This window comes from Halodesulfurarchaeum formicicum (assembly GCF_001886955.1).
In the GTDB taxonomy this organism is placed as follows: Archaea; Halobacteriota; Halobacteria; order Halobacteriales; family Halobacteriaceae; genus Halodesulfurarchaeum; species Halodesulfurarchaeum formicicum.
In genome coordinates, this window is record NZ_CP016804.1 from 2034487 (window position 1) to 2058824 (window position 24338).

The window sequence follows — 24338 nt, forward strand, 5'->3', positions numbered from 1 at the left end:
GGGTACACTTCCCATGTCACTAGGTGCCTACGACGAGCAGGAACACGAGCGGCGTGAGCGGAAGAACTCGTCCGTCGACCTCTCGGAAGCGGATACCAGGTCGACCTATCACGGCTCGGTCGAGTTCGACTCGGGGGAGTCCGCCGAGGCGCTGCTCGATCAGTTCCACGAGATCAGCGACGGGTGATCGCCCCCAGTGTTTTCCCGGACGGGCCCCAGATCAGGGCATGACCCAGACGTGTGATGGGTGTGGCGTCGAGATCTCCGTCGCCGGCGGCATCGCGAACATCTGGTCGACGGAGCCGACTCACACGAGCGGTATGACCCTGGAACTACCCGACGGATCCGAGCACCTGCTCTGTTTTGACTGTATCGAGGCCCTGCCCGAAGAAGCGACGGCAGCCGACGTCGCAGCACTCGGGGACTCGTAGCTCAGAAAAAGGAGACGCCGTAGGCCAGGACGGAGCCGAGCATCAGGACGACCAGAAACAGCGCCATGAGTTGTTCACGATCCATACGGAATGGTTCTCCTGGAGCGAGTTAGCCGTTTCCCCGTCCTCGCCGACCCGTCGAGCAGGCCCCAGTCACTCGATCGGGACATCGAGCACAGGCCCAGTCACTCGATCGGGACATCGAGCACAGGCCCCAGTCATTCGATCGGCCCGTCGAGCAGGCCCCAGTCATTCGATCGGCCCGTCGAGCAGGCCCCAGTCATTCGATCGTGGCGTCGAGCACGATGTGGGTGACGCCCTCGCTATGGGTCTTCACCCGCCTGCGGTCGATTTCGAGCACGGTCCGGTTGGCCGCTTCGGCCGCCGTTTCGAGGCGCTCGACCGGCCGGTCCCAGAGCAGGGCGTCGGGAGTGGCTTCGTGCATGTGAAGTGTGCCGCCGGGTGCCAGAACCGCCATGGCCGGGTCGAGGTACTCGAAGGCGTCGTAGTAGCCCATCACGATTCGGTCGTACTGCTCGCCCGCCTCGGCGCGAACGGACACGACATCGCGACAATCTCCCAGCATGAGTTCCAGGCGGTCTGTCACATCGTTGAGCCGGGCGTTCTCCGAGAGGTACTGGAAGGCCGTGGGGTTCTTCTCGACGGCCGTGACCTGCGCGCCAGCCCGGGCCATCGGGAGCGAGAAGTAGCCGATGCCCGCAAACATGTCCAGGACGCGTTCGCCCGCTTCGACGACCTCGCCCATACGAGCCCGTTCGGTCTTGTTTCCGGGTGCAAACATCACCCGGGCGAGATCCAGAGCGTACTTCGTCCCGTGTTCTGTGTGGACAGTCTCGGTGTCGCCCGACCCGGCCACGACTTCCACTGTGGGCTCGCGTTTCTCGCCCGCGATCCCCGCCCGGTGGAGGACGGTGTCCGCGCCGCGATGAAGCTCCAGAAGCGCCTCGGCCACGGCCTCGCGACGCCCGCACTCCCCGAACTGGACGAGGATCACGTCGCCGATAACCGCCCAGGAACTCGGGGCGGCCTCGATCTCCGCGGGCGAGAACCCACGCGCTTCGAGCAGCGTCGGGAGATCCGACGCTCGGGGTTCCGGATCGACCTGTTCGATCACGTCCCGGACCCGGGTGGCAGCCGGGGGTTCGGTGACCGGGATCGCGACCGTCTCCTCGTCCTGTTCCACCAGGCGACGGCTCTCGTCGTGGATGCCTTCCTCCTGCAGCGAGGCGATGGCGACCTCGACGTCCGGTTTTGCGACGACTGCGGCGAGATTACTCATTGTCGGGGAGGACATAGAGGTCGCCGTCGATGCGAATCACGGAGACGGTTGTGGCGTCGGCGTCGAAGTACGACGGCCGGGGAACAGTTCGGGTCTCGGCGGTCTCGGGATCGAGCACCTGAACTGCATGTTCGTCGAGCACCGACACGACCGTCGTCTCGGCGGCGTCCTCGCGGTTGCCCACCAGTTGGGCATCGGGCACTCGACCGTCGTCGAAGGCAGTTTCGAATGGCTCCCCACTCCCCAGTTCCACCCCCTTGAGGTTGCCCCGCACGCCCTGGACCAGCACCGGGCCAGTAGCTTCAGGCACCGTGATGACATCGCCCGGCCGGAAGGCCGGCAGTCGCACGGCGTAGGTGACGCGGTAGACCTCGTTGCCGTCGCCGTCCTCGGTCACCAGGGTCTCGGAGTCCGAGATCGAGCCACCGAACTCCTCGCGGAGTTTCGTGGCCACCCGGCGTCCGAGTTTGGTGGTCGAAAGTTTGATGTTCGGACCGTGTCCCGAGTCGTTGACCTCCGTGACGAAGGCCTCGCGGTCGCCCCCCTCGGCCATCTCGGTCGTGATCTCGTGGGCCAGTTCCACGGCCCGGTCGGCTTCCGCCTCGCGTGGCCTGCGGCCGCTCGCCCGGACCTGGACGATGCTCGCATAGGAGTTGCCCGCGATGCGCCCACACCGGCGACAGGTGCCCCGGCCGATCGCGACCCGGATCGGTCGCTCGACGGTGAGTTCGCGGCCACGCACCACGCCCGTGAACGTCGCGTGCAACACGATTGTGTTGCGGTCGATCTGTTCGGGTTCGACCGTCCAGGAAACGTCCTCGGCCTCGCGGTGGACCGAAACGGCTGCGGTGGCCTCCTCGATCGCCACGTCTGTGAGGTCACGTGCGCCCACGTCGACCCACTTCTCGCCCCGCTTGACCGCCCCACACCGGGCACAGACGGTTACCTCGACGGTGTCGGGGGCATCGACCAGTTCGAAATCTTCGAGATAGCAGTCCGTACAGAGCCCGCGCTCCGAGGCCGCGGCCTGCTCGGGGTCGACGGGCGAACCACAGCGGGGACAGAAGACCCCGGACTCGGTCGTCATTGGCCCGGGGTAGGCCGTGGAGGCTGTTAAGTGGCCCGCGATGGGCCGGAAGGGGTTTCTACCTCGATGTGCAAACACCGCTCACATGGAGTGGAAATCGGACTGGGGACTGCGATTGCGGATGGGAGTGACGATGTTCCTCCTGTTTGCCCTCTACATCGTCTTCGCCGGCGTGATCACCGCCTATCTGGGTGGCGGCGCGACCATGATGTTGCTCTTCTTCGGTGGGTTCTCGCTGGTCCAGTGGTTCTTCAGCGACAAACTCACCCTCTGGAGCATGGGCGCAACAGAGGTCACCCAGGAGGAGTACCCACAGCTACACGCCACGATCTCGCGACTCTCACAGCAGGCAGACCTGCCAAAGCCCAAAGTGGCCGTCGTCGACTCCCAGGTGCCAAACGCCTTCGCGACCGGACGCTCGAAGAACCACGCCGCCGTCGCGGTGACGACGGGGATCATGCAGACCCTCGACGAGGAGGAGCTAGAGGGGGTCCTCGCTCACGAACTCTCCCACATCAAGAACCGCGATATGGCCGTGATGACGATCGCCTCGTTCCTCTCGACGATGGCCTTTATCGTCGTTCGCTGGGGCTGGCTGTTCGCCGGCGGCCGGAACCGCCAGGGCGGGGGGGCCCCGGTCTTCGTGGCGATCGCCGTGTCCATCGTGGTCTGGATCATCTCCTTCCTCCTGATCCGGGCCCTCTCGCGATATCGCGAGTACGCGGCGGATCGCGGGGCCGCGATGATCAGCGGGAAGCCCTCGAAACTCGCCTCGGCGTTGCTGAAAATCGACACCCGGATCGATCGGGTTCCCAAGGAGGATCTCCGGGACGAGGCCGAGATGAACGCCTTCTTCATCATCCCGATCAAGGCCGGGATCGTCGGCAAACTCTTCAGCACCCACCCCAGCACCGAGAACCGGGTCGAACGGCTCCGCGAACTCGAACGGGAACTGGAGACGGCCTGAGATGGGGCTGTTCGACAGATTTCGGCGGCTTTTCGGGAGCCAGGCCGAGGCTGATGCCACCCGGGACGCCGACCCGGACGACCTCTTCCAGTTGACCGCCGCCTCGGTCACGATGACCGTCGACCTGGATTATGAGCCGGGAGACACCGCCGGCCTGGTCTTCTCGGCGATGGACTCGACGGACTTCCAGGGCGCGCTGCGGGACGTCGAAGCCGTCCTGGAGGGGTCGGGCTGGTCGAGCGTGCACGAGGACGACCACGGGTACACCTGGGCCGTGGCGACCCGCGACGGCTTCGAGGAACTCGTCGCCGACATCTACGTGGCTGCCGATACGCTCGCCGACCGGGGCTACGGCGACCGACTCCTCGCCGCCGTCTTTCACTTCGAGCCCCAATCGAGTGGCCAGGACGTCTACTGGATCTACTCCTTCCGCCGTGGTTCGTTTTACCCGTTCGCCCCAAGTGGCCCGTCCGCCCGGGACGACGCTCGCGAGGTCAAACTCCAGTCGGTGATGGACGAGGAACTCGACGTGGAGGAGGACACGCAGTACTGGTATCCCCTCTGGCCCGACCGACGCGGATCCCATCCCTGGGAGTGACCGGCCGACTCGTTTTTCCCGATAAACGTTCCCGTTCGGCTCGAGTTATCACGGCTCCATCGGGCGGTTTCACTTTCACTTTGGTGTTTACGAGGGTTTATCCCCCGGGCCGAACAATCCGAGAGCATGGCAAGTGACGCGGATCTCGAGGAGCTGCCAGGAGTCGGGCCGGCGACGGCTGACAAACTCAAGGACGCCGGGTTCGAGTCCTACCAGGGCCTCGCGGTCGCCTCCCCGGGCGAGCTCTCGAACACGGCCGACGTGGGCGAGTCGACGGCGGCGGACATCATCAACGCGGCCCGCGAGGAGGCCGACGTGGGTGGCTTCGAGACCGGGAGTGACGTTCTCGAACGCCGCGAGCAGATCGGGAAGCTCTCCTGGATGGTCGATGAAGTAGATGAGCTCCTGGGTGGGGGCAGCGAGACCCAGTCCATCACCGAGGTCTACGGCGAGTTCGGGTCCGGGAAGTCCCAGATCACCCACCAGCTCTCCGTGAACGTCCAGCTCCCCGAGGAACACGGCGGACTGGCTGGCAGCGCGATCTTTATCGACAGCGAGGACACCTTCCGCCCCGAGCGGATCGACGACATGGTCCGGGGGCTACCCGATGCCACCCTCGAAGCGACGATGGAACAGCGCGAGATCGAGGGCGGACCGGACGACGAGGCGGCGATGGAGGAACTGGTCGAGGACATCCTCGACAAGATCCACGTCGCGAAGGCCTTCAACTCCAACCACCAGATCCTGCTGGCCGAGAAGGCAAAGGAGGTCGCCTCGGAGGCCGAGGACAGCGAGTGGCCGGTTCGGCTGCTCAACGTGGATTCGCTCACCGCCCACTTCCGGGCCGAATACGTGGGTCGCGGCGAACTCGCGGACCGCCAGCAGAAGCTCAACAAACACCTGCATGACCTGATGCGGATCGGCGATCTCTACAATACTGCCGTCCTGGTGACCAACCAGGTTCAGTCAAACCCCGACGCCTTCTTCGGTGACCCGACCAAGCCAATCGGCGGTAACATCCTGGGACACACCTCCACGTTCCGAATCTACCTCCGGAAGTCCAAAGGGGACAAACGCATCGTCCGACTCGTCGACGCGCCGAACCTCGCCGACGGTGAGGCCGTGATGCGTGTAGAAGACGGGGGCCTCAAGCCCGAATAACGCCGTTTTCTCCGTTTGCGGGTACACTCCAGGCAGCCAGCCCGTTTTGATATACTAAAGGGTTTCTCTATGGCCGGCGGATTCCTACAATGTTGGAATGAAAATGCATTACTACACTCGCACCCGTAGGGCCTCTGTGGTGAAAACAGAATGACCGGCTATGCAATCGTCCTCGCCTCCGAGGAGTTCGAGCGGGTACAGGCAGTGAGTATGATCGGAAGCGTCGCTGCCTCCTCGGACGTCCCCGTCGAGGTGTTCGTGACGATGAACGGACTCAACGCCTTCGAGAAGGACACGGTCGAGAACCTGGACTTCGAAGGCGGTCGGGTCGCCGAAGCGATGCTGGCGGCCGAGGACCAGCAGAGCCCACTTTTCACCGAGCAGCTGGAGAAGGCAAAAGCCATCGGCCCGCTCTCGGTGTACGCCTGTGAGATGGCCATGGACGTGCTCGGCAACGACCTCGACGATTACGTCGACGTCTTTGACGACACGCTTGGCGTCTCCGGGTTCCTGAATCGCGCACAAGACAAACAGATCATCTTCGTCTAACAACACAACAATGAGCGAATCCATCGAAGCTGACGAAACGGTAGACGCACGCGGCTCGGCCTGCCCGGGCCCCCTCATGGACCTGATCGGCAAGATCAAAGACGTCGAGGAAGGCACCGTCGTGGCCCTTCTGACCGGCGACGAGGGCTCGAAGAACGACGTTCCCGAATGGGTCGAAGAGGCGAACCACGAACTCCTCGACATCGACGATAACGGGGAGTACTACACGATCTACGTGAAAAAGACCTGATATGACAGCGCGAATCGTCATCGTCGGGGGCGGGAGCGGTGGCACGATCACCGCGAACCGCCTGGCCGAGGAGCTCGAACCGCAGATCGAGGCCGGCGAGGTCGAGATCACGATCGTCAGTGACAACCCGAACCACATCTACAAGCCGCTGTATCTGTACGTGCCGTTCGGGGAGGCGACCCTCGAAGACGCCAGCCGACCGCTGGTCGACCTGGTCGACCACCGGGTGAACCTGGTCTTCGAGCACGTCACCGACATCGACACGGACAGCAAGTCCATCGCGACGGCCGCCGGGTCCGAACTCGAGTATGACTACCTCGTGATGGCGACCGGCGCGATCCCCCAGCCCGAGGAGACACCCGGACTCGGGGACGACGAGCCGGGCCATCACTTCTACGGCCCGGAGGCCGCCGAGGACCTCCGGACGGCCCTGGCGAACTTCGACGAGGGGCATCTCGTCCTCTCGGTCATCGGCACGCCACACGTCTGTCCGGCGGCGCCGGTGGAGTTCCCCATGATCGTCGACCAGTGGTTCCGGGAACGCGGCGTCCGCGAGGACATCGACATCACGTACACCTACCCCATCCAGCGCCTCCACGGGGTTCGCCCCACGGCGGAGTGGATGGTCCCGCGATTCGAGGAGCGTGACATCGACTCGAAGACGTTCTTCAACGTCGACAGCGTCGAGGACGGCACGATCGAGACCCTCGAGGGCAAGGAACTGGACTTCGACCTCATGGTCGGGGTCCCCGAGTTCACCGCGTCCTCGCTCGTGCAGGACGCCGGCCTCGGCGAGGAGTGGATGGAAGTCGACCGTCACACGCTCGAATCCGACCACGCCGAAGACGTCTATGGCATCGGCGACGTGACCAACCTCCCGACCAGCAAGGCCGGCAGCGTGGCCCACTACGCGTCCGGCACACTGGTTTCCCGGATCGCGAGTGAGGTCCGCGGACAGGTCCCAACCGCCACCTTCGACGGCAAGACGATCTGTTTCATCGAGGCCGGCACGGAGGAGGGCACCTTTATCGAGTTCGCGTACGACCGCGAACCCGTGGTGCGGGACGAGAACCGCTTCCTCCACTGGTCGAAACTGGGATACAACGAGGCCTACTGGCTCACCGCCAGAGGGGTGATGTAAATGGGAGATGACATGGACGAACTCGAAGCCGAGTCCGAAGCGATTCAGGAGGCGGCCGACGCGATGGTCGAACTCCAGCAGGACGGAACTCTCGATGACCTCACCGAGGCGGCCACGGCCATCTCGCTTCTGGCCGACGCCCTCGACGACGAGATGGTCGTCGAGGTCGCCGGGCTGGCGAACGACCTGGGCCTGGTTGCCGGAAGCGCGAGTCAGACGAACACGATTCGCACGCTCCAGGCCATGATGGACGCGATGGACGAGGCCGACACCTTCGAGGATCCCGAGAAGGTCGGCATGATGGGCGCAGTGCGGAAAATGCGTGACGAGGACGTCCAGCGCGGGCTGGGCTTCCTGATGGCTTTCCTGGGTGCGCTCGGTCGACAGATCGACCGTCGTGCCGAGGCCTACGACCAGTCCTAGACCCTTACTCCGAGATTTCGGTCGTTTCCGGGTCGCGCTCGCCGCGATAGATCTCGATACCGTCCTGGACGACTTTCTCCGCGAGCACTGCACACTTGATCCGCATGGGGCTGATGTCCCCGCCGAGCATCTCGGTCATGTCCTCTCGATCCATCGCCTCGACTTCAGCAAGTGTCATCCCCGGCAGTCGCTCCCCGAGCATGCTCGCCGCGGCCTGGCTGATGGCACAGCCCTCGCCGTGGAAGGTCGCGGCCTCGATGGTCTCCCCGTCATCAGCGAGTTCGATGTCGAACTCGATCTCGTCCCCACAGGAGGGGTTGTACCCCCGGTGGCTGAAGGTCGGGGAGTCGAGTTCGCCGTAGTTGCGGGGGTTCTTGTAGTGATCCAGGATCTGCTGGCGGTACATGTCCGATCCCATACTCATGATTACACGGGGGTAGGCGAGCGGGGTACAAGGGTGCTACGGAGGGCCGAGTTTACGCGAAAATTTCTCGGGCCGTGTCCAGGCCTTCAAGGAGCACGTCGACCTCCTCGGTGGAGTTGTAGACATAAAAGGACGCCCGGGCCGAGGCGGGAATGCCGAGACAGTCATGCAGCGGCTGCGTACAGTGGTCACCGGCCCGGACGGCCACGCCGGCCTCGTTCAGGATCGAGGAGAGGTCGTGTGGGTGGACCCCATCGAGCGTGAACGAGACCAGCCCGCCACGGTCCTCGCCCGGTGGCGGCCCGTACACCGTCACGTCGTCCCGTTCCGCGAGACGCTCGTGGGCGTACTGGGTGATCTGCTCCTCGTGAGCCTGCACGCGGTCCATCCCGAGATGATCCAGATAATCGGCCGCTTCGGCCAGCCCGACCCCCTCGGCGATGGGCGGCGTCCCGGCCTCGAACTTCCAGGGCAGTTCGGCCCAGGTCGCCCCGTCCAGGGTGACCCGCTCGATCATGCCGCCGCCGAACTGGAAGGGCACCATCGACTCCAGCAGGGACTCCCGCCCGTAGAGCACGCCGATGCCCGTCGGGCCGGCCATCTTGTGGCCGGAGAAGGCATAGAAATCCACGTCGAGGGCGGCCACGTCCACCGGTCGGTTCGGCACGGCCTGGGCTCCATCGCCCAGGATCAGGGCGTCGTGCTCGTGGGCCATATCCGCGAGCGTGGACAGCGGGTTGACCGTGCCCAGCGTGTTCGAGACGTGGGGGACACTCACCATCTCGACGTCGTCGTCGATCAACTCGGCGGCCCGCTCCAGGTCGAGTCGCCCGTGGTCGTCGATCGGAATGTGCCTGACTTCCGCGCCGGTCCGCTCGGCCATCTGTGTCCAGGGGACCAGCGAGGCGTGATGATCCATCTCTGTGAGGACCACGGCGGTCCCGGGTTCGAGGTGTTCCCGGCCCCAGGCCTGGGCGACCAGGTTCATCGACTCCGTCGTGTTCTTCGTGAAGACGATCTCCTCGCGGCCCGCGGCCCCGATGAAGCGGGCGATCCGGTCGTGGGCCTCCTCGTACTCGATCGAGGCCTCCATCGAGAGTTGATGGATGCCCCGATGGACGTTCGCGTTGTACGTCCGGTAGTACTCGTTCATCGCCTCGATGACCGAGGTGGGGGACTGGGTCGTCGCCGCGTTGTCCAGATAGACCAGTGGCGTGTCCTCGCCGACCGTCCGGGAGAGGATCGGGAAGTCCGCGCGCACGGCCTCGACGTCGAGTCCCTGGTGCTCCGTGGCCGTCATTGGCCCTCGATTGGGGACCGATCCCCAAGTGTCTCCCGGTGGGCTCGGGCGAACATCGCGGTATCACAATACTTTACCCGCCGAGTGGCGAAGTTCGGCCAACGAGGCCGCGTTGAGACTACTATGAGCGAACTCGACACACTCCCGGAGCAGGACGTCGTGGGAACGGACTGGGACTACCTCATCGTGCTGGACGCGGCCCGCTATGACACCTTCGAGCGGATCTACGAGGAATACCTGGACGGCGAACTGACGAAAGTCCGCAGTCCGGGCTCTGCAACGCCCGAATGGGCGACCAAGACGTTCACCGGCGACCACGAGTTGACCTACCTCTCGGCGAACCCCTTCATCAACAGCCTGGGCATCCCGCTCAACGAACTCAAGTGGGGAGCCTCCTCGGGCTACGAGTGGACCGCCACCGAGCACATCGACACCATCGTCGACCTCTGGCAGGAGGAGTGGGACGAGGACATCGGTGCGGTCACGCCGGGCGCGGTGACCGAGTCGGCTCGCAGACACCTGAACGAGGGCTATGACGGGCGCCTGGTCGTCCACTACCTCCAGCCCCATGCCCCGTTCATCCAGGAGGGAACCGGCCGGAAGATGAAGCGGATCAAGGCCGGCTTCGACGACGTGCCCGAGAGCGGCAATGCAAGCGAGACCGACCCGGAGACCCTGCTGGGACGGTTCCGGCGCTGGATCGAGCCGAAACTCGGCGACAGCGAACTGGCCCAGCGACTCGGGATGCTCGTCGAACTCGACGCCGCGAGCGCCACCGACCTCGTGAGCGGCGGCATCGAGGACACCCTCCGGGAGTACTACGAGGGGAACCTCCGACTCGCCCTGGCGGAGGTCGAGAAGCTCGTCGCGGAACTCGACGGCGAGGTCGTGGTCACCGCCGACCACGGGGAGGCCTTCGGCGAGCAGGGGGTCTGGGAGCATCACATCGAGACGTACATCCCGCCGCTGGTCGAGGTCCCCTGGCTTCGCGTGGAGTGATGTCGATCGAGGGGTCGCGGACGGTCGCCGGCTGGTTCGAGTCCGGTGGTGAGCGAGTGTGAGACGCCGCCAGGTCGCGTTCGTCGGATTTCTCGGCTCGCTCGCGGTGATGGGGGTGTTGCTCTCCTTCGTCGGGGTCGAACGCATCGGACAGGCCCTCTCGGCAGCGAACCCCCAGCTAGTCGGGCTTGTCGCGGCCTTCGGCCTCGCACAGATCACCGCCTGGGGCCTCTCCCTTCGCACAGTGCTTGGCTCGCTCGGCGTGTCCGTCAGCCGTCCCAAGGGGATCGCCCTGTACGCCTCGGCGATGTTCGCGAACAACGTCACCCCGTTCGGTCAGGCGGGGGGCGAGCCAGTCACCGCCTACGTGATCAACCGGGTGACCGACACGCGATACGAATCGGCGCTCGCGGCCATCGCGACCGTCGATGCGGCCCACATCTTCACCTCGATCTCGATCGCGGTGTTCGGGGCGCTTTTGACCGTCACTGTCTTCTCGCCGAACCGCAAGCTGACCCAGGTCGTGCTGGCCGTGTTCGGAATCGCGGCCCTGCTCACGGCCCTGGCCGGAATCGGGCTGCGGTATCGGCGGTCGATCATCGAACGGATCGAATCCCCGATTCAGCGGGGCCTCCACCGACTCGGCGAGGCGCTCCCGGCGGCCGCCTCCCGATTCCTGCAGGCGGCCCGGAAGCGATACGTTACGTTCAGGGCCGATCTGGGTCGAGTGGCGTCGGATCGGGTGACGCTCGTCACGGCACTTGGCTTTTCGAGTGCCGGCTGGCTCTTCGAGGTCGGGGCACTCGCGGTCGCGCTGTGGGGCCTGGGCGGCCCAGTCCCACTCGCGACGCTGTTGGTCGTCATTCCGGTCGGAAAGCTCGCCGGTTTCATGCCCCTTCCCGGCGGATTCGGGAGCATCGAGGCCACACTCGTGGCGCTTTTGGTTGCCACGACACCGGTCGATAGCGGCCTGGCGACCGCCGCCGTGTTGCTCCACCGGGCGGCGACTTACTGGCTGCCCACGCTTTTGGGCGGCGGCGTGTCACTCACTCTGGGTGCGCGGGCCCGGTTGGGGTAGCTACAGGCGGAGATACTGAGCGTGTCGGGTCTCGCCCACGTCGAGGACTCGCTCCTCGTCGACGAATCCCTCCTCGATGGCGAGGGCCACTGATTCCCGGCCGACGAGGTTCGCGATCGTCGCCCGCGAGAGGGCCTCCACGACGGTCTCGGTCTCGACTGGCTCACCGCCGTAGAAGTCCTCGGTGACCTCGATGGAGACCGAATCGTCCTCGAAGGTCTCGCCCAGCACCTCGGCGTCACAGACCGTGACCAGCAGCCCCTGATCCGTCCGTCGTTCCGAGAGGATCATTCCTGCTGGACGAGGCGCTCCTCTTCGGCTTCCTGCATCTCCGTCGCGGTCTCGCGCATCTCGGCGGCCTCCTCGTCGCGCTCGAGGCCTTCGAGGGCCCGGGCCTTCTCCTCGTACACGGAAGATTCGGTAAAGCCCAGGCGGATCGCGTTGTCCAGACACTCCAGGGCGTCCTCGTGGCGGCCCTGCTCGACCTGAATGAATCCGAGGTTGTACCACGCCTGCGGGACCCGTCGGTCGGCCTTGACGGCGTCCTCGGCGTGCTCGAAGGCGGGCTCGGTCTCGCCGCGCTCCCAGAGCGCGTAAGCCAGGTTCGTGTGGGCCAGGGCGGCGAACTCGCCGTCCTCGTCGACGTGCAACGCCTCGCGATGGGCGGAGACGGCGGCGTCCCACTCCTCGAGTTCGCCGTGGGCGATCCCCTTGCTGACCCAGGCCTCGGCCTCGCGGGTGTCGTCCTCGGCGTACCGGGCGGCCCGCTCGAAGGTCTCGACGGCCTGTTCGTGGCGGTTGATCGACATGTACTCGATGCCGACGTCGATGAGCTGGTCGGGATCGACCTCGTCGGCGGCGATGTTTCGGTCATCGAGCAGGTCCGTGAGCGCCCGGGAGTCCACCGGGTCGACCTGCGTGGGGTCCTCGACGTCGAGTTCCGGCGGATCCAGGTCGAACCCCTCGTAGGGCTCCTCGAATCCCTGGCCCGAAGAGAACTCGTGTCGCTCGTCGTCCTCAGTCATGTCGCCGGATATGAGAGACGGAGGGTTAAGGCCACCGGCCCGCGAAACGCCGCTATGCGACTGTTCGTCAGCGTCGACCTGCCGACAGCCTTCGCCGAGCCGATCGCCGACCTCCAGGCGGCCTTCGAGGGAGCCTCCGGACTCGACTTCACCGATCCCGAGCAGGCCCACGTCACGATGAAGTTCCTCGGAGACACCGATCCTGACCGGGTCGGGGAGATCACGACGGCCCTCGAAACCGCCGTCGAAACGGCGGGTGTGGGGCCGTTCGAGGCCACCTTCGAGGGGTTGGGCGTGTTTCCCTCCATGGAGTACATCAGCGTGCTCTGGCTCGGGGTGGGCCAGGGTGGCGAGCAGTTCCGGGCGTTACAGGCCCCGATCGAAGAGCGGCTGGTCGAGTTGGGCTTCGAACCCGAAACCCACGATTTCACGCCCCATGTCACGCTGGCGCGGATGAAACACGCGGGTGGCAAAGAACTGGTCCAACAACTGGTGCGCGAGCGAGAACCGACCGTCGGGACGACGACCGTGGAGGCCGTGAACCTGACCGAGAGCCGGTTGAAAAGCGAGGGACCGGTCTACGAGACCGTCGAGCGTGTCGAGCTCTGAGTGGGCAGCGGGAAACGGACAACGTTTTAAGGAGTAGAGACAGTATCTCAGCCCACCATGAGCAAGAAGACGAAGGCCAAGAAAAAGCGACTGGCCAAGCTGGACCGGCAGAACAGCCGGGTCCCGGCCTGGGTCATCATGAAGACCGACCAGGAAACCCAGCGCAACCCGCAGCGTCGCCACTGGCGGCGAAGCGACACGGACGAGTAACATGAGCGCGAGCGACTTCGAGGAGCGCATCGTCACGGTGCCCCTCCGCAAGGTCAACGCGTCGTCCAAGAGCAAGCGCGGGGACAAGGCCATGTCCCTCGTGCGCGAACACCTCGCCACCCACTTCAAGGTCGACGAGGATGCGGTCCGACTGGACCCCTCGATCAACGAGGCCGTCTGGGCCCGTGGCCGTGCCAACCCGCCGAGCAAGGTCCGCGTCCGAGCGGCCCGCTTCGAGGAGGAAGGCAGCGCGGTGGTCGAGGCCGAACACGCCGAGTCCTGAGAGTGCTTCGCACTGCATTCTACGGGTCGTCGTACGTCGGAGTCTACCTGGCCGCGACTGACGAGTTCGCGGTCGTGCGACCGGACCTCGACGCGGAGATCATCGACCCCGTCCGCGAGGAGCTTGCGGTTCCGGTCATCGAGACCACGATCGACGGGGCCGGTACCGTCGGGACACTCCTCGTGGCGAACCAAAACGGCATCGTCGTCAGCGAGCGCGTGACCGAGCGCGAGCGCGACCGGCTCACCGAGGAAACGGGGCTCCCGGTCGCGGGACTCCCGGGCCGGATCAACGCCGCCGGGAACGTGATCCTCGCCAACGACCACGGTGCGTACAGCCACCCGGAACTCTCCGCGGAAGCGGTCGAAATCGTCGAAGCGACCCTCGACGTGCCCGTCTCGCGGGGCGAACTCGGCGGCGTCGCGACGGTTGGCACCGCCGCCGTGGCGACAAATCGCGGCGTGCTCTGTCATCCACAGTCGACCGACGCGGAACTCGACGCCGTGGAAGCCGCCCTCTCGGTACCGGCGGATGTGGGCACGGTCAATTACGGCGGTCAGCTCGTCGGCTCGGGCCTCGTCGCAAACGCGACCGGATACGTGGTCGGCCAGGACACCACGGGCCCGGAACTGGGCCGCATCGAGGACGCTTTGGGCTACATCGACCAGTAGTCCCGAGTAGGAAGATACTTCCGACGCAAAACCCCCTTTTCGAGCATGAGTATGGGAGGCGGCGGTCAGCTTCAGGCGCTTCAGCAGGAGATGGAGGCACTGCAGGAGCGACGTGAAGAACTCGAAGCGGAAGTCGAATCACTCGAAGAGGAGAAACGCGAGATCGACGAGGCCATCGACGGCCTCGACGCGCTCGAAACCGGTGGGACCGTGCACGTCCCGCTCGGCGGGGACGCCTTCGTCCGCGCCACGATCGAGGACGCCGACGAGATCGTCGTCTCGCTCGGGGCGAACTTCGCGGCGACCGAGGACCGCGAACAGGCCGCAGAGACCCTCGAAACCAAGAAGGAACGAGTCGACGAGCGCATCGAGGAGCTCCGGGAAGAAGAGTCCGAACTCGACGAGCAGGAGCAGCAGCTCGAACAGCAGGCCCAGCAGGCCCAGCAGCAGATGCTCCAGCAGCAGGCCCAGATGCAGGGCGACCAGCAGGAGTAGGATGTTCGACGGGCTGAAGGAGAAGCTGGGCGCGTTCCGGGAGGACGCCGCGGACGTCGCCGAGGAACAAGCGGACGCCCAGGCCGATTCGGAGGCCCCCGACGCAGCCGCCGAGGAGTCGGCGGATCCCTCGTTTACTGACCGAGCCAAATCACTGGCGACCGGCAAGGTCATCCTCGACGCCGACGACCTGGAGGGCCCGCTCTGGGACCTCGAGATGGCACTGCTGGAGAACGACGTGGAGATGGAAGTCGCCGAGGAGATCCTCGACGGCATCGAGGCCCAACTTGTCGGCGAACAGAAGACCATCACCGACAGCACGGAGTCCCTGATCGAGGACGCCCTGCGCGAGGCCCTGCTGGATGTCGTCTCGGTGGGGCAGTTCGACTTCGTCGAGCGGCTGACAGTGGCGGACAAACCGGTCGTCATCGTCTTCACCGGCGTCAACGGCGTCGGGAAGACCACGACGATCGCGAAGCTCTCGAAGTACCTCGAATCGCGTGGGTTCTCCTCGGTGCTCGCAAACGGGGACACCTACCGCGCCGGGGCGAACGAGCAGATCGAGGTCCACGCCGACCGGCTGGATCGAGAGCTCATCAGCCACGAACAGGGTGGGGACCCCGCGGCCGTGATCTACGACGCTGTGGAGTACGCCACGGCCAACGACATCGACGTGGTGCTGGGGGACACGGCCGGTCGACTCCACACGAGCGACGACCTGATGAGCCAGCTCTCGAAGATCGACCGGGTCGTCGAACCCGACCTCACCATCTTCGTCGACGAGGCCGTCGCCGGCCAGGATGCGGTCAACCGCGCGGCCGAGTTCGACGACGCCGCGAACATCGACGGCGCGATTCTCACGAAGGCCGACGCCGATACCCACGGCGGCGCGGCCATCTCGATCGCGAAGGTCACTGGCGCACCGATCCTCTTTTTGGGCACCGGCCAGGGCTATGACGACCTGCAGGTCTTCGACCCGGAAGCGGTGGTCGAGGAGTTGCTGGGCGAGTAGTCGGGCCGAAACGCTTTCGGGGTCGGCCACGAGGGGTCTGTATGGACGAGGACTACGACGAGCTCGTCAGCTACCTCACGCCCCGTGAGGAGACCGAGTCGATGAAGCGCTATCAGAACACCACCTCGATCCCCTGTCCGGTGTGTGATGAGCCCTTCGCCGACCTCGTGATCGTCACGGGCCAGAGCACGAGCCTGGAGCTCTCAGAGCCACTGGACATCTGTGTCTCCCGAACCTCGGAGCAAAAGCCGATGCTCTTTACCCATCAATAATCGGCGTCGAAATCAGTCTCGGGAGCCACGGCCGCGACGGTGACAAGCGAGCGTTCGGTCCCGTTCCGACCGAAGGCGACGACGGTCGCCGGCTCCCAGGGTGGCACCGCCACCAGCACCGTCGCGTGCAGATCGTCCCGCATGCTCAACTCCGGGTTCCCGTCGGGATGGGAGAGAAAGCGGGCCTGTGTCTGCCCGGCCGGCGTCCCGAGGTCGACGCCGAAGACGAACTCCAGTGCGTTGCCCACGTCGGGGAAGTAGAAGTCCGAGAACACCGGCGTGTCGGGCTCGAGGTCGTCAAGTCGGCGAACCGACCCGTCGCTTTTGGCCTCTGCAGGGGCCGACTGGGGGTCCAGATCGGCAGCGGCAGTCGCTGAAAGCGAGACGGTCACCGACTGTGGACTCGCGTCGGCCGCCAGTTCGAGCAACACCGCGAGCAGCGGCCGCGTGATGAAGACCGGCGTCTGTGACACACCCTGCCTTCGACGCACAGCCGGATAAATCGGCCCCTCCCCCGTGGGCACACGGTTAGACCTTTACCGCTCGGCGAGCCTACTACGGGTAACAAGATGGTACTCGACGATCTCGGGAGTTCGCTCAGGTCGACGCTGGACGACCTCAGAGGGAAATCCCGTATCAGCGAGGAGGACGTCGACGAGGTCGTCACCCAGATCCAGCGATCGCTGCTCCAGGCCGACGTGGACACGGGCCTGGTGATGGACCTCTCGGACGCCATTCGCGAGCGCGCCCTGGACGAGGAGCCGCCGGCCGGGACCACGGCCCGGGATCACGTCCTGCGGATCGTCTACGAGGAACTGGTCGATCTGGTGGGCGAGTCCACCGAGGTCCCCCTCGAAGAACAGACGATCCTCCTGGCCGGCCTCCAGGGCTCGGGAAAGACCACCACCGCCGCCAAGATGGCCTGGTGGTTCTCGAAGAAGGGCCTGCGGCCCGCGGTCATCCAGACCGACACCTTCCGCCCAGGGGCCTACGACCAGGGCAAGGAGATGGCCGAGCGTGCGGAAGTCGACTTCTACGGCGACCCGGACGCCGACGACCCGGTTCAGATCGCCCGGGACGGCATGGAAGCCACGGCCGAAGCCGACGTTCGCATCGTCGACACCGCCGGTCGCCACGCCCTGGAGGAGGGGCTCATCGGCGAGATCGAGGCCATCGCGGCCGCCGTCGAACCGGATCGCAACTTGCTGGTGCTCGACGCCGCGATCGGCCAGGGGGCCAAAGAGCAGGCCCAGCGGTTCGACGAGGCCATCGGGATCGACGGCGTCGCCATCGCCAAGCTCGACGGGACGGCGAAGGGTGGCGGCGCGTTGACCGCCGTCAACGAGACGGACTCGACGATCGCCTTCCTGGGGACCGGCGAGACGGTCAAGGACATCGAGCGGTTCGAGCCCTCGGGCTTCATCTCCCGGCTCCTCGGGATGGGCGATCTCAAGCAGCTCACCGAGCGCGTCGAGCGCGCCATGGAGGAGACCGAGGCCGAAGAGGAGGACTGGGACCCCGAGGACATGCTGGAGGGGGATTTCACCCTCAAGGACATGCGCCACCAGATGCAGGCCCTCGACCGGATGGGGCCGCTCTCCCAGGTCCTTGACATGGTGCCCGGGCTCGGAGGGGGCATGATGGACCAACTCCCGGACGAGGCCATGGACATGACCCAGGAGCGCATGCGCACCTTCGAGGTCATCATGGACTCGATGACCGAAGACGAACTGGAGAACCCCCGGTCGATCGGTGCCAGCCGGATGAAACGGATCGCCGCCGGCAGCGGCACCGACGTGGACGACGTGCGCGAACTCCTCGAGCAGTACCGGATGATGGAGCGGGCGCTCAAGCAGTTCCAGGGCATGGGCGATGCGGACATGGAGCGGATGATGAAACAGATGCAGGGCGGTGGCGGGCCCGGCGGCGACCTCGGGGACATGGGGCCGCTCGGATAAGGCCAGTCCCGGGTTTCGGACGGACCCTTTTTGCCCGGTGCGAACGTCGTACCGACGATGACAGTCGCCTCGCTGGCCCGGGCAGCCTACCGCGAGGCACTCGGCCCGCTCTTGGTGGCCGCCGTCGGGGGCCTGTTCGCCGGACTCGTGCTGACGGGTATGGAGGCGGATCTGGAGCGGACTCGTGGCCTGTTGGTCCTCGTGCCGGCCCTGCTGGCCACCCGGGGGAACGTCTTCGGGGCCTTCGCCGCGCGGATCGCCTCCGGACTCCACCAGGGGCTCGTTGGCCCCGAACTGCAGATGGACGACGAGCGGCTGCAGGCGGCGACCGCCGCGGCCTCGTCGAACAACCTCCTCGCGAGCGGATTCGCCGCGGTTCTCACCGTCCTGGCCATGCTCGCGCTCGGCCAGGGGGTGGCCCCACTCTGGGAGCTCCTGGCAATCGCGCTCATCGCGGCGTTTCTCTCCGGGCTCGCGCTCGCGGCCGTCGTCATCGGCGTGATGTTCCTGGGTTTCCGGCGTGGGATCGACCCCGACACGCTGGTGGGGCCGCTCGTGACGACCACGGGGGACGTCATCGGCATCGCCTTCCTGTTGCTCGCGGTCCGGATCGTCGTCGGGGGGGTCTAGATGCAGTCCCAGCCAGGCAGCCACTGGACGTTCCGGTCGATCTCCCGGGCCACCCTGCCGACGCTCACGCTGCTCACCGCCGTCGCGGTCGGCTCCGGGCTGCTACTTGCCACCTTCGAGGAGGCGCTCTACCAGTACCCCTCGCTTTTGATCCTCGTCCCGGTCACCATCGGAACCGCCGGGAACCTGGGCAGTTTGCTCGCCTCGCGCCTCTCGACGGCGTTTCACCTGGGCACGCTCTCCTTTCGCTTCCGCGACGAGCAGTTGGGTGGCCACTCGTTGGCGACGGTGGCCCTCGCACTCACGCTCTTTCCCCTCGTCGGGGCCGGGGCCTGGATCCTCGCGCTCGTGACTGGGCGGGTCGTCCTCCCGCTCTGGCGGGTCGTCCTCATCTCGACGACCAGCGGGGCTGGCCTCGCTGTCGTCGCGATCGTCGCCACCGTGCTGACGACCTACGGGGCCTACCAGGCCGGCCTGGACCCCGACGACGTGGTGATCCCGGTGGTCACCGTGCTCGCGGACGTGTTCGGGGTCGTCATGCTCTTTCTCACCGTGTCAGCCTTCACCTGATCAGGACAGTGGGGTCCCGTCCTCGGTCGCCGGCGCGAGGTGATCGATGAAGGTCTCCACGTCGGGTTCGTGGACGGTCACCGCGACCTCGATCGCGCCCAGTTCGTCCGGCCGCCCCACCGAGAAGGTGATCACGTCCTGACGAGCGGCCTGTTTTTTCAGTTCGAAGGCAAAACCACGTGGCCCCGCTCGCTCGAAGAACTCCTGGCGGGCGGTGTCGAGGATCCGCTGTTCGAAGAGCCGCTCCCGGAAGTGGGCTAGCTGATAGCTGGTCGCCCGCACCCGGTCCTCGGCCACCTCGATTTCGGCTTCCGGGAAGAGTTCGGCGACGGCCTCGGCGACCCGGTCGGGGACCTCGGTCTCGTTGACGGGGGCCTCCACGGTCACCTCGATCCGGGAGACAAAGCCCTCGATGGCCTCCTCGAAGACCTCACTTGCAGCGTCCCGGAAGGCCGACAGCGAGGCGTCGTTCTCGATCGTAACCTCGGCACCATCCATCGCCTCACGGATGCCAAAGCCCAGTTCCCGTTCGTCCCGATCGGCGAGGGTCTCCCCGCCCGACTCGGCCCCGGAGTCGCGGTTGCGAACTTCCAGGCGTTCGGCGCGGAGTTCGTCCGGCGCGGTGATCGCCACCAGTCGGAAGTCATCGCCGAAGGCGTCCTCGAAGCGCTCGACCTCGTGGCCCGACCGGATACCGTCGACGACCACCGCGTCGTGATCCCGGCGAGCGTCTCGAATCGCGGGCAGCGCGCGGTCGGCGATAGCCGCCAGGCCCTCCTCCTCGCGGAGGGCCTGGGCCACCTGGCCGTGGTCGGCGCTGGGGTCAAGCCCCCGCTGTTCGGTCTCTTCGCGGACGATATCCCCCAGGGTGATCACCGGCAGGCCGAGTTCGCGGGCCACCGTCGCGGCTTCGCTCTTGCCGCTGCCCGGCAGGCCGACGATCCCGATAACAGTCATTGCTCCGGGATAGACGGGGCCGGGTCTTTTTGGTTCCGCTCCGGGCCGGTTGGCGAGTGTAACACATATTACGCCGGGCACCGAACGCGAGTTCGAGGGCACGTAGCTCAGTCCGGACAGAGCGTCGGACTTCTAACCCGGGCAGCCTGGCTGTGTGGGGGAGACATCCGACGGTCGCGGGTTCAAATCCCGTCGTGCCCGCTCTGCGACGAACGAAGGTGAGGAGCAGCGGCACACGAGATTTGAATCAGGGAGGAGCTTTGCTCCGACCATGGTTCGAATCCCACCGTGCCCGTGTTCTCCCGTGAGCGAAGCGAGCGGAGAACCGGCTGCGGATTCGAAGTACGGAAGACGCGAACGAAGTGAGCGTCTTCAGGTGGTTCGAATCCCACCGTGCCCGTGCAGCGAGTGAAACGAGCGAACCGGCACGCAGGGGATTCGGGCCCTGGAAGAGGAGCGACCATCGGGAGCGAGTCTTCCTTCGGTTCAAATCCCACCGTGCCCGCGTTGCTGAAAATCGATCCCAATCCTACCCTACAGTCGAATCCACACCCAGCAGATACCCACCAAAGACCACCGCCCAGAGCAGGAGCGGATAGGCGACCCAGCGCTCCACGCCGCCGGAGCCGAGGAAATCCAGCGGATGGGGCACGCCAGCGATACCGAGCGCGATCAGGCTCACGAGAATGGTAAGGGAAATCCCACCCAGGAGCCCACAGAGCACCGCGAAGGGGCGGTCTACGATTCGGACCGAATAGATGGCCGTCAGGCCACCCGCGAAGAAAGTGAGCAAGGCGGCGAGTCCATGCCAAGGGGTGACATTTCCCGGGAACAGGCCGACCCCCAGCGCGCCGAGGCCGAACACGCCGAGCAGGACGGGGAAGTCCGCCCGACCGATCGCCCGGTACGCGAAGTACGCGGCGACCAGCAGGCAGAGCCCCGAAATCACCATCGTGGAGTTGAAGATCGTCGCGGCCGGCTCGTGGATGACCGGGTTCGGGGGGCGTGTCGAACCGAGGTCGCTGATGTCCTGGCGAGTGGAGTAGTTCGGGTAGAGCACCTCGCCGGTGATGATCCCCATGAAGGCGAGGATTCCTGCGAGAGCGGTCCCCAACCCCGCGAGCGAGCGGGCGGACATCCCCTGGGTCGGTACCGGCCCCGTGTGATTCTCAGCTGTCATACCCACTACCTATGAGTGGAGTGACAGTAAAGGAGCGGGCCGATTCTCCGAAACTGGTGACCGAACGGAGGCTCAGGCGAGCAGCGCCTGTGCTCGCGGCACGAGTTGTTTGATCCCGAGCAGGTACACCCCGACGAACAGCGCCCAGGCACCGATAAAGAGTTCCCAGGCCCCGAGGGCCAGGCTCCCGGTCATCATGTTCGACAGCGCGGCCTGTTCGCCTAGCAATCCGAGGGCGGTAAACAGCGTTGAACCGATCGCGACCGCCACAAGCGAGACGAGTTCGCCCGCGAAATCGGCGACGAGTTCGTTCATGGCGGGCGAATGGGTCACCCGCCTATCAATCTTTCAGCTGGCCGGTCGGACTACTCCTCGATCGTCAGTTCGCCTTCCTCGGGCGTGCTCGCGGGCGTCCGCCAGACCAGTTCGAGTTCGATGCTCTGTTTGGCCTCCGTCTCGCCCGCCGAGAAGTCCGACTCACCCTCCAGCTTGAAGGTGACCGGATCGGTCGGGTTCAACACCACCTCCTTCCCCCCGAGGTCCAGACAGACGGCGCCATCGGCTTCCAGCTGGTCGGCGAGATCCCGCAGGTAGAGGGCGATCTGCTTGCGAGTCTTTTCGGCTTCGGTTTCGAGTTCTCCCATGCTACATCCTACGCGCGGCTCGGGCTTAAAACCATAAGTAGAAATAACTTACAGCAGGTCCGACACGTCTTCGAAGTCCGCCCCACAGTACGGGCAGCGATAGGAGGTCTCGAAACCCTCCGGTTTCGCGACGGTTCTCGTTTCGAGTTCGTGCATCGCGATCGCACGATCACACTCCGGGCACTCGATATCGGGCACGGCGAGCCGTATGGGCTGGACGGCCTTGAAGGATTGCCCGGCGATCAGTCGCTCGTGACCGAAAGCGAGACTGGCGTCGGGTTCTGGAAGTTGTCACTGACCGGGCAGCGTGCTTCGACGGTCTCGAGCCAGTCCGCCAGGGTCGCCTCGTCGGCCGGGGAGTCGACCGTCAGGTCGACCCGCACGTCCTGATACCCCGCACGCGGCTCCTCGGCCCGACCCATGAACTTCCGCGGGTCGAGGTCGCCCTCGATGGAGACGGCGATGTTCCGGACGGTGATGTCCATCTCCTCGGCCACGGTGTGGCCAACGACGTTCAGACAGCCCGCCAGCGCCCCCAGCATGTACTCGACGGGGTTCGGGCCGGCGTTCGTGCCACCGACGTTGGTCGGTTCGTCGACGGAGAACTCGAAGTCCCGGGCCTCGATAACCGTGTGCGTCGCGGTCTTGCTCTCGGCCGAAATCGAGTACGAAACTGTGTGTTCACTTTTCGCGTCTGTTTCTGCCATACTCCCACTTTGGAGCCCAAATGCCCTATATTTGTCCATCGAGGTGGCGATTGGGTGTGATAATGTTTCATGGAAATAAGTGACACGATCGCAGAGCGGGCCGGCGAGCGGACCGTCATTCGTTTAACGGCCGCCCACCCAGCATCGGATATGATCGACTTGCGAAGTGATACCGTCACCCGCCCAAGCGACGAGATGCGCGAGGCCGCGGCCGACGCTGCGGTCGGTGACGATGTCCACGGAGACGATCCGACCGTCGCGGAACTCGAAGCCCGGGCCGCGGAGATCGTCGGGGCCGAGGCAGCACTGTTCGTCCCGTCCGGGACGATGGGCAACCAGATCGCCGCCCGGGTCCACACCGAGCGTGGGCAGGAGGCCATCACCGACCGCGAGAGCCACGTCGTCCGATACGAGCGGGCCGGCTTCGCCCAGCACTCCGCGCTCCAGATCCGGACGATCGACGCCGAACGGGGGCTACCGACGCCCGAACAGGTCGAGGCGGCGTATCTGGAGGGAGGACTCCACCGGCCCGAAACTGGCCTGCTCAGCCTGGAGAACACGCACAACGCGCGTGGCGGCCTGGCCCTCGATCCCGACGCGTTCGCCGAGACGGTCGCGGCCGCCCACGACCTTGGCGTGCCCGTCCATCTCGACGGGGCCCGGGTGTTCAACGCGGCCGTCGCGAACGACGTCGACGTGACGGCGTACACCGAGCCCGTCGACTCGGTGATGTTCTGTCTCTCGAAGGGGCTGGGTGCGCCGATCGGGTCGATGCTCGCGGGGTCGGAGGCCTTCATCGAGGCGGCGATCGGCATTCGAAAGCTCCTGGGCGGCGGGATGCGGCAGGCCGGCATGGTCGCCGCGCCGGGCCTGCTGGCGCTCGAAAACCGGGATCACCTGCAAACGGACCACGAGAACGCTACGACGCTCGCGGCCGGCCTCGACGAAATCGAGGGGCTCGCGGTGACGCCGCCGGAGACCAACATCGTGCTCGCGGACACCGCCGGGCTCGACGTGACCGCGTCGACGTTCCTGGAAGCGATCGAGGACGAAGGCGTCCAGGCCTCCGAGTTCGGCCCCTACACCGCTCGCTTTGTCACTCACTGGGACGTGACTGCTGCGGACATCGAGGCGGCGATCGAAGCCGTCCAGACGCGGTTCTGATCAGCGATCCCGGCTCCGATCGACGCCCTCCTTGAACCCGAGAACGGTGCGACGGATCATGAGATAGATGAAGAAGAAAAACAGGAGCAGTGCGGCCAGTATCAGGTAGAAGACCGGTCCAACGTCGACCATGTTCGAACCTGGGGTTGGCAGGGACAAAGCCGTTTCGTCGGACACTCAAAGACGCGTTTGAGGCTCCGCCGGGGATTTCTTGAACGGGTCCCTCATGTCACCCGGGGCGAA

Annotated in this window: 35 protein-coding genes, 1 tRNA gene and 1 pseudogene; 23 read left to right on the plus strand and 14 right to left on the minus strand. The window is 65.6% G+C overall.

The window, feature by feature from the left end:
• Positions 1–13: 13 nt before the first annotated feature.
• Positions 14–187, plus strand: coding sequence for a DUF5786 family protein (locus HSR6_RS11165; protein ID WP_198400417.1), 174 nt, complete (start codon positions 14–16; stop codon positions 185–187).
• A gap of 40 nt (positions 188–227) precedes the next feature.
• On the plus strand, positions 228–431 hold the full coding sequence (locus HSR6_RS10460; protein ID WP_071933570.1) for a DUF7561 family protein: 204 nt from the start codon (positions 228–230) through the stop codon (positions 429–431).
• Positions 432–711: 280 nt separating this feature from the next.
• On the opposite strand, the gene HSR6_RS10465 is transcribed toward HSR6_RS10460, so the two are convergent.
• Positions 712–1731: a class I SAM-dependent methyltransferase gene (locus tag HSR6_RS10465; RefSeq protein ID WP_070365820.1), complete on the minus strand. Its 1020-nt coding sequence runs from the start codon at positions 1729–1731 to the stop codon at positions 712–714.
• The gene (locus HSR6_RS10470) at positions 1724–2818 is read right to left on the minus strand and encodes a 60S ribosomal export protein NMD3 (protein ID WP_070365821.1); all 1095 of its coding nucleotides are present in this window, start codon (positions 2816–2818) and stop codon (positions 1724–1726) included. The genes HSR6_RS10465 and HSR6_RS10470 overlap by 8 nt, the downstream gene beginning before the upstream one ends.
• A gap of 85 nt (positions 2819–2903) precedes the next feature.
• On the opposite strand from HSR6_RS10470, the gene htpX reads away from it, so the two are divergent.
• The 7 genes from htpX (at position 2904) to HSR6_RS10505 (ending at position 7907) form a co-directional block, all read left to right on the plus strand.
• Positions 2904–3785 carry a zinc metalloprotease HtpX gene (htpX, locus tag HSR6_RS10475; RefSeq protein ID WP_070365822.1) on the plus strand — a complete coding sequence of 294 codons (882 nt, stop codon included), beginning with the start codon at positions 2904–2906 and terminating at the stop codon, positions 3783–3785.
• A gap of 1 nt (position 3786) precedes the next feature.
• A complete protein-coding gene (gene pspAB, locus HSR6_RS10480; RefSeq protein ID WP_071933571.1) occupies positions 3787–4383 on the plus strand; it encodes a PspA-associated protein PspAB in 597 nt (198 codons plus the stop codon).
• 126 nt (positions 4384–4509) lie between these two features.
• Positions 4510–5544: a DNA repair and recombination protein RadA gene (gene radA / locus HSR6_RS10485; protein WP_071933572.1), complete on the plus strand. Its 1035-nt coding sequence runs from the start codon at positions 4510–4512 to the stop codon at positions 5542–5544.
• 150 nt (positions 5545–5694) lie between these two features.
• Entirely contained in the window at positions 5695–6093 is a 399-nt protein-coding gene (locus HSR6_RS10490; RefSeq protein WP_070365825.1) for a DsrE family protein, read from the plus strand.
• 10 nt (positions 6094–6103) lie between these two features.
• A complete protein-coding gene (locus HSR6_RS10495; protein ID WP_070365826.1) occupies positions 6104–6343 on the plus strand; it encodes a sulfurtransferase TusA family protein in 240 nt (79 codons plus the stop codon).
• 1 nt (position 6344) lies between these two features.
• Positions 6345–7484 (plus strand): NAD(P)/FAD-dependent oxidoreductase, encoded by a 1140-nt coding sequence (locus HSR6_RS10500; protein ID WP_070365827.1) that lies wholly within the window; start codon positions 6345–6347, stop codon positions 7482–7484.
• 12 nt (positions 7485–7496) lie between these two features.
• Positions 7497–7907: a DUF1641 domain-containing protein gene (locus HSR6_RS10505; RefSeq protein WP_158514146.1), complete on the plus strand. Its 411-nt coding sequence runs from the start codon at positions 7497–7499 to the stop codon at positions 7905–7907.
• Positions 7908–7911: 4 nt separating this feature from the next.
• On the opposite strand, the gene sufU is transcribed toward HSR6_RS10505, so the two are convergent.
• Positions 7912–8331 carry a Fe-S cluster assembly sulfur transfer protein SufU gene (gene sufU / locus HSR6_RS10510; RefSeq protein WP_071933574.1) on the minus strand — a complete coding sequence of 140 codons (420 nt, stop codon included), beginning with the start codon at positions 8329–8331 and terminating at the stop codon, positions 7912–7914.
• Positions 8332–8383: 52 nt separating this feature from the next.
• Positions 8384–9631 carry an aminotransferase class V-fold PLP-dependent enzyme gene (locus HSR6_RS10515; RefSeq protein ID WP_071933575.1) on the minus strand — a complete coding sequence of 416 codons (1248 nt, stop codon included), beginning with the start codon at positions 9629–9631 and terminating at the stop codon, positions 8384–8386.
• A gap of 123 nt (positions 9632–9754) precedes the next feature.
• Here HSR6_RS10515 and HSR6_RS10520 point away from each other — a divergent pair, with 123 nt between their 5' ends.
• Positions 9755–10630, plus strand: a complete 876-nt coding sequence (locus HSR6_RS10520) for an alkaline phosphatase family protein (RefSeq protein WP_070365831.1) — start codon at positions 9755–9757, stop codon at positions 10628–10630.
• A 58-nt stretch (positions 10631–10688) separates the two neighbouring features.
• Positions 10689–11708 (plus strand): lysylphosphatidylglycerol synthase transmembrane domain-containing protein, encoded by a 1020-nt coding sequence (locus HSR6_RS10525; RefSeq protein ID WP_071933576.1) that lies wholly within the window; start codon positions 10689–10691, stop codon positions 11706–11708.
• Here HSR6_RS10525 and HSR6_RS10530 read toward each other — a convergent pair whose 3' ends face one another.
• Both HSR6_RS10530 and HSR6_RS10535 read right to left on the minus strand, forming a co-directional pair.
• Positions 11709–11999 carry a DUF424 domain-containing protein gene (locus tag HSR6_RS10530; RefSeq protein WP_071933577.1) on the minus strand — a complete coding sequence of 97 codons (291 nt, stop codon included), beginning with the start codon at positions 11997–11999 and terminating at the stop codon, positions 11709–11711. It abuts the gene before it with no gap.
• On the minus strand, positions 11996–12733 hold the full coding sequence (locus HSR6_RS10535) for a tetratricopeptide repeat protein (protein ID WP_071933578.1): 738 nt from the start codon (positions 12731–12733) through the stop codon (positions 11996–11998). Before HSR6_RS10535 ends, HSR6_RS10530 begins: the two co-directional genes overlap by 4 nt.
• A gap of 54 nt (positions 12734–12787) precedes the next feature.
• Between HSR6_RS10535 and thpR the strand changes: the two genes are divergently transcribed.
• From thpR to HSR6_RS10570, 7 genes are read left to right on the plus strand one after another with little or no spacing between them, the layout of a single operon-like run.
• Positions 12788–13342, plus strand: a complete 555-nt coding sequence (gene thpR / locus HSR6_RS10540; protein WP_071933579.1) for an RNA 2',3'-cyclic phosphodiesterase — start codon at positions 12788–12790, stop codon at positions 13340–13342.
• A gap of 57 nt (positions 13343–13399) precedes the next feature.
• Complete coding sequence (locus tag HSR6_RS10545) at positions 13400–13552, plus strand: 50S ribosomal protein L39e (protein WP_070365836.1); 153 nt, start codon at positions 13400–13402, stop codon at positions 13550–13552.
• Position 13553: 1 nt separating this feature from the next.
• On the plus strand, positions 13554–13835 hold the full coding sequence (locus HSR6_RS10550; protein WP_070365837.1) for a 50S ribosomal protein L31e: 282 nt from the start codon (positions 13554–13556) through the stop codon (positions 13833–13835).
• A gap of 2 nt (positions 13836–13837) precedes the next feature.
• Complete coding sequence (locus HSR6_RS10555) at positions 13838–14506, plus strand: translation initiation factor IF-6 (protein ID WP_071933580.1); 669 nt, start codon at positions 13838–13840, stop codon at positions 14504–14506.
• Between the two features lie 45 nt (positions 14507–14551).
• Entirely contained in the window at positions 14552–15001 is a 450-nt protein-coding gene (pfdA, locus tag HSR6_RS10560; RefSeq protein WP_071933581.1) for a prefoldin subunit alpha, read from the plus strand.
• A 1-nt stretch (position 15002) separates the two neighbouring features.
• Positions 15003–16013, plus strand: coding sequence for a signal recognition particle-docking protein FtsY (ftsY, locus tag HSR6_RS10565; protein WP_071933582.1), 1011 nt, complete (start codon positions 15003–15005; stop codon positions 16011–16013).
• Positions 16014–16054: 41 nt separating this feature from the next.
• Positions 16055–16285, plus strand: a complete 231-nt coding sequence (locus HSR6_RS10570) for a DUF7385 family protein (protein WP_070365841.1) — start codon at positions 16055–16057, stop codon at positions 16283–16285.
• Here HSR6_RS10570 and HSR6_RS10575 read toward each other — a convergent pair.
• The gene (locus HSR6_RS10575) at positions 16279–16758 is read right to left on the minus strand and encodes a hypothetical protein (protein WP_071933583.1); all 480 of its coding nucleotides are present in this window, start codon (positions 16756–16758) and stop codon (positions 16279–16281) included. The genes HSR6_RS10570 and HSR6_RS10575 overlap by 7 nt on opposite strands.
• Positions 16759–16854: 96 nt before the next feature.
• On the opposite strand from HSR6_RS10575, the gene HSR6_RS10580 reads away from it, so the two are divergent.
• From HSR6_RS10580 to HSR6_RS10590, 3 genes are read left to right on the plus strand one after another with little or no spacing between them, the layout of a single operon-like run.
• Positions 16855–18243 carry a signal recognition particle protein Srp54 gene (locus HSR6_RS10580; RefSeq protein WP_071933584.1) on the plus strand — a complete coding sequence of 463 codons (1389 nt, stop codon included), beginning with the start codon at positions 16855–16857 and terminating at the stop codon, positions 18241–18243.
• A gap of 57 nt (positions 18244–18300) precedes the next feature.
• Positions 18301–18873 (plus strand): magnesium transporter, encoded by a 573-nt coding sequence (locus tag HSR6_RS10585; protein ID WP_071933585.1) that lies wholly within the window; start codon positions 18301–18303, stop codon positions 18871–18873.
• Positions 18874–19443, plus strand: a complete 570-nt coding sequence (locus HSR6_RS10590) for a magnesium transporter (RefSeq protein WP_071933586.1) — start codon at positions 18874–18876, stop codon at positions 19441–19443. It begins immediately after the preceding gene.
• A gap of 408 nt (positions 19444–19851) precedes the next feature.
• Here HSR6_RS10590 and HSR6_RS11175 read toward each other — a convergent pair.
• Positions 19852–20400, minus strand: a pseudogene (locus tag HSR6_RS11175) (AAA family ATPase); the annotation flags it as partial.
• Between the two features lie 96 nt (positions 20401–20496).
• Here HSR6_RS11175 and HSR6_RS10600 point away from each other — a divergent pair.
• Positions 20497–20601: transfer RNA gene (locus HSR6_RS10600), tRNA-Arg, on the plus strand.
• Between the two features lie 328 nt (positions 20602–20929).
• On the opposite strand, the gene HSR6_RS10605 is transcribed toward HSR6_RS10600, so the two are convergent.
• The 5 genes from HSR6_RS10605 to HSR6_RS10620 form a co-directional block, all read right to left on the minus strand.
• Positions 20930–21580, minus strand: a complete 651-nt coding sequence (locus HSR6_RS10605; protein WP_083426137.1) for a DUF998 domain-containing protein — start codon at positions 21578–21580, stop codon at positions 20930–20932.
• Positions 21581–21652: 72 nt separating this feature from the next.
• On the minus strand, positions 21653–21895 hold the full coding sequence (locus tag HSR6_RS10610; RefSeq protein WP_070365847.1) for a hypothetical protein: 243 nt from the start codon (positions 21893–21895) through the stop codon (positions 21653–21655).
• 50 nt (positions 21896–21945) lie between these two features.
• Positions 21946–22224, minus strand: a complete 279-nt coding sequence (locus tag HSR6_RS10615) for an amphi-Trp domain-containing protein (RefSeq protein WP_070365848.1) — start codon at positions 22222–22224, stop codon at positions 21946–21948.
• Between the two features lie 48 nt (positions 22225–22272).
• Complete coding sequence (locus tag HSR6_RS11040; protein ID WP_158514147.1) at positions 22273–22422, minus strand: hypothetical protein; 150 nt, start codon at positions 22420–22422, stop codon at positions 22273–22275.
• A gap of 44 nt (positions 22423–22466) precedes the next feature.
• A complete protein-coding gene (locus tag HSR6_RS10620) occupies positions 22467–22931 on the minus strand; it encodes an OsmC family protein (RefSeq protein ID WP_070365849.1) in 465 nt (154 codons plus the stop codon).
• A 150-nt stretch (positions 22932–23081) separates the two neighbouring features.
• On the opposite strand from HSR6_RS10620, the gene HSR6_RS10625 reads away from it, so the two are divergent.
• The gene (locus tag HSR6_RS10625; RefSeq protein WP_071933588.1) at positions 23082–24095 is read left to right on the plus strand and encodes a threonine aldolase family protein; all 1014 of its coding nucleotides are present in this window, start codon (positions 23082–23084) and stop codon (positions 24093–24095) included.
• Here HSR6_RS10625 and HSR6_RS11310 read toward each other — a convergent pair whose 3' ends face one another.
• Complete coding sequence (locus HSR6_RS11310) at positions 24096–24227, minus strand: DUF7859 family protein (RefSeq protein WP_257785454.1); 132 nt, start codon at positions 24225–24227, stop codon at positions 24096–24098. It abuts the gene before it with no gap.
• Positions 24228–24338: the final 111 nt, after the last annotated feature.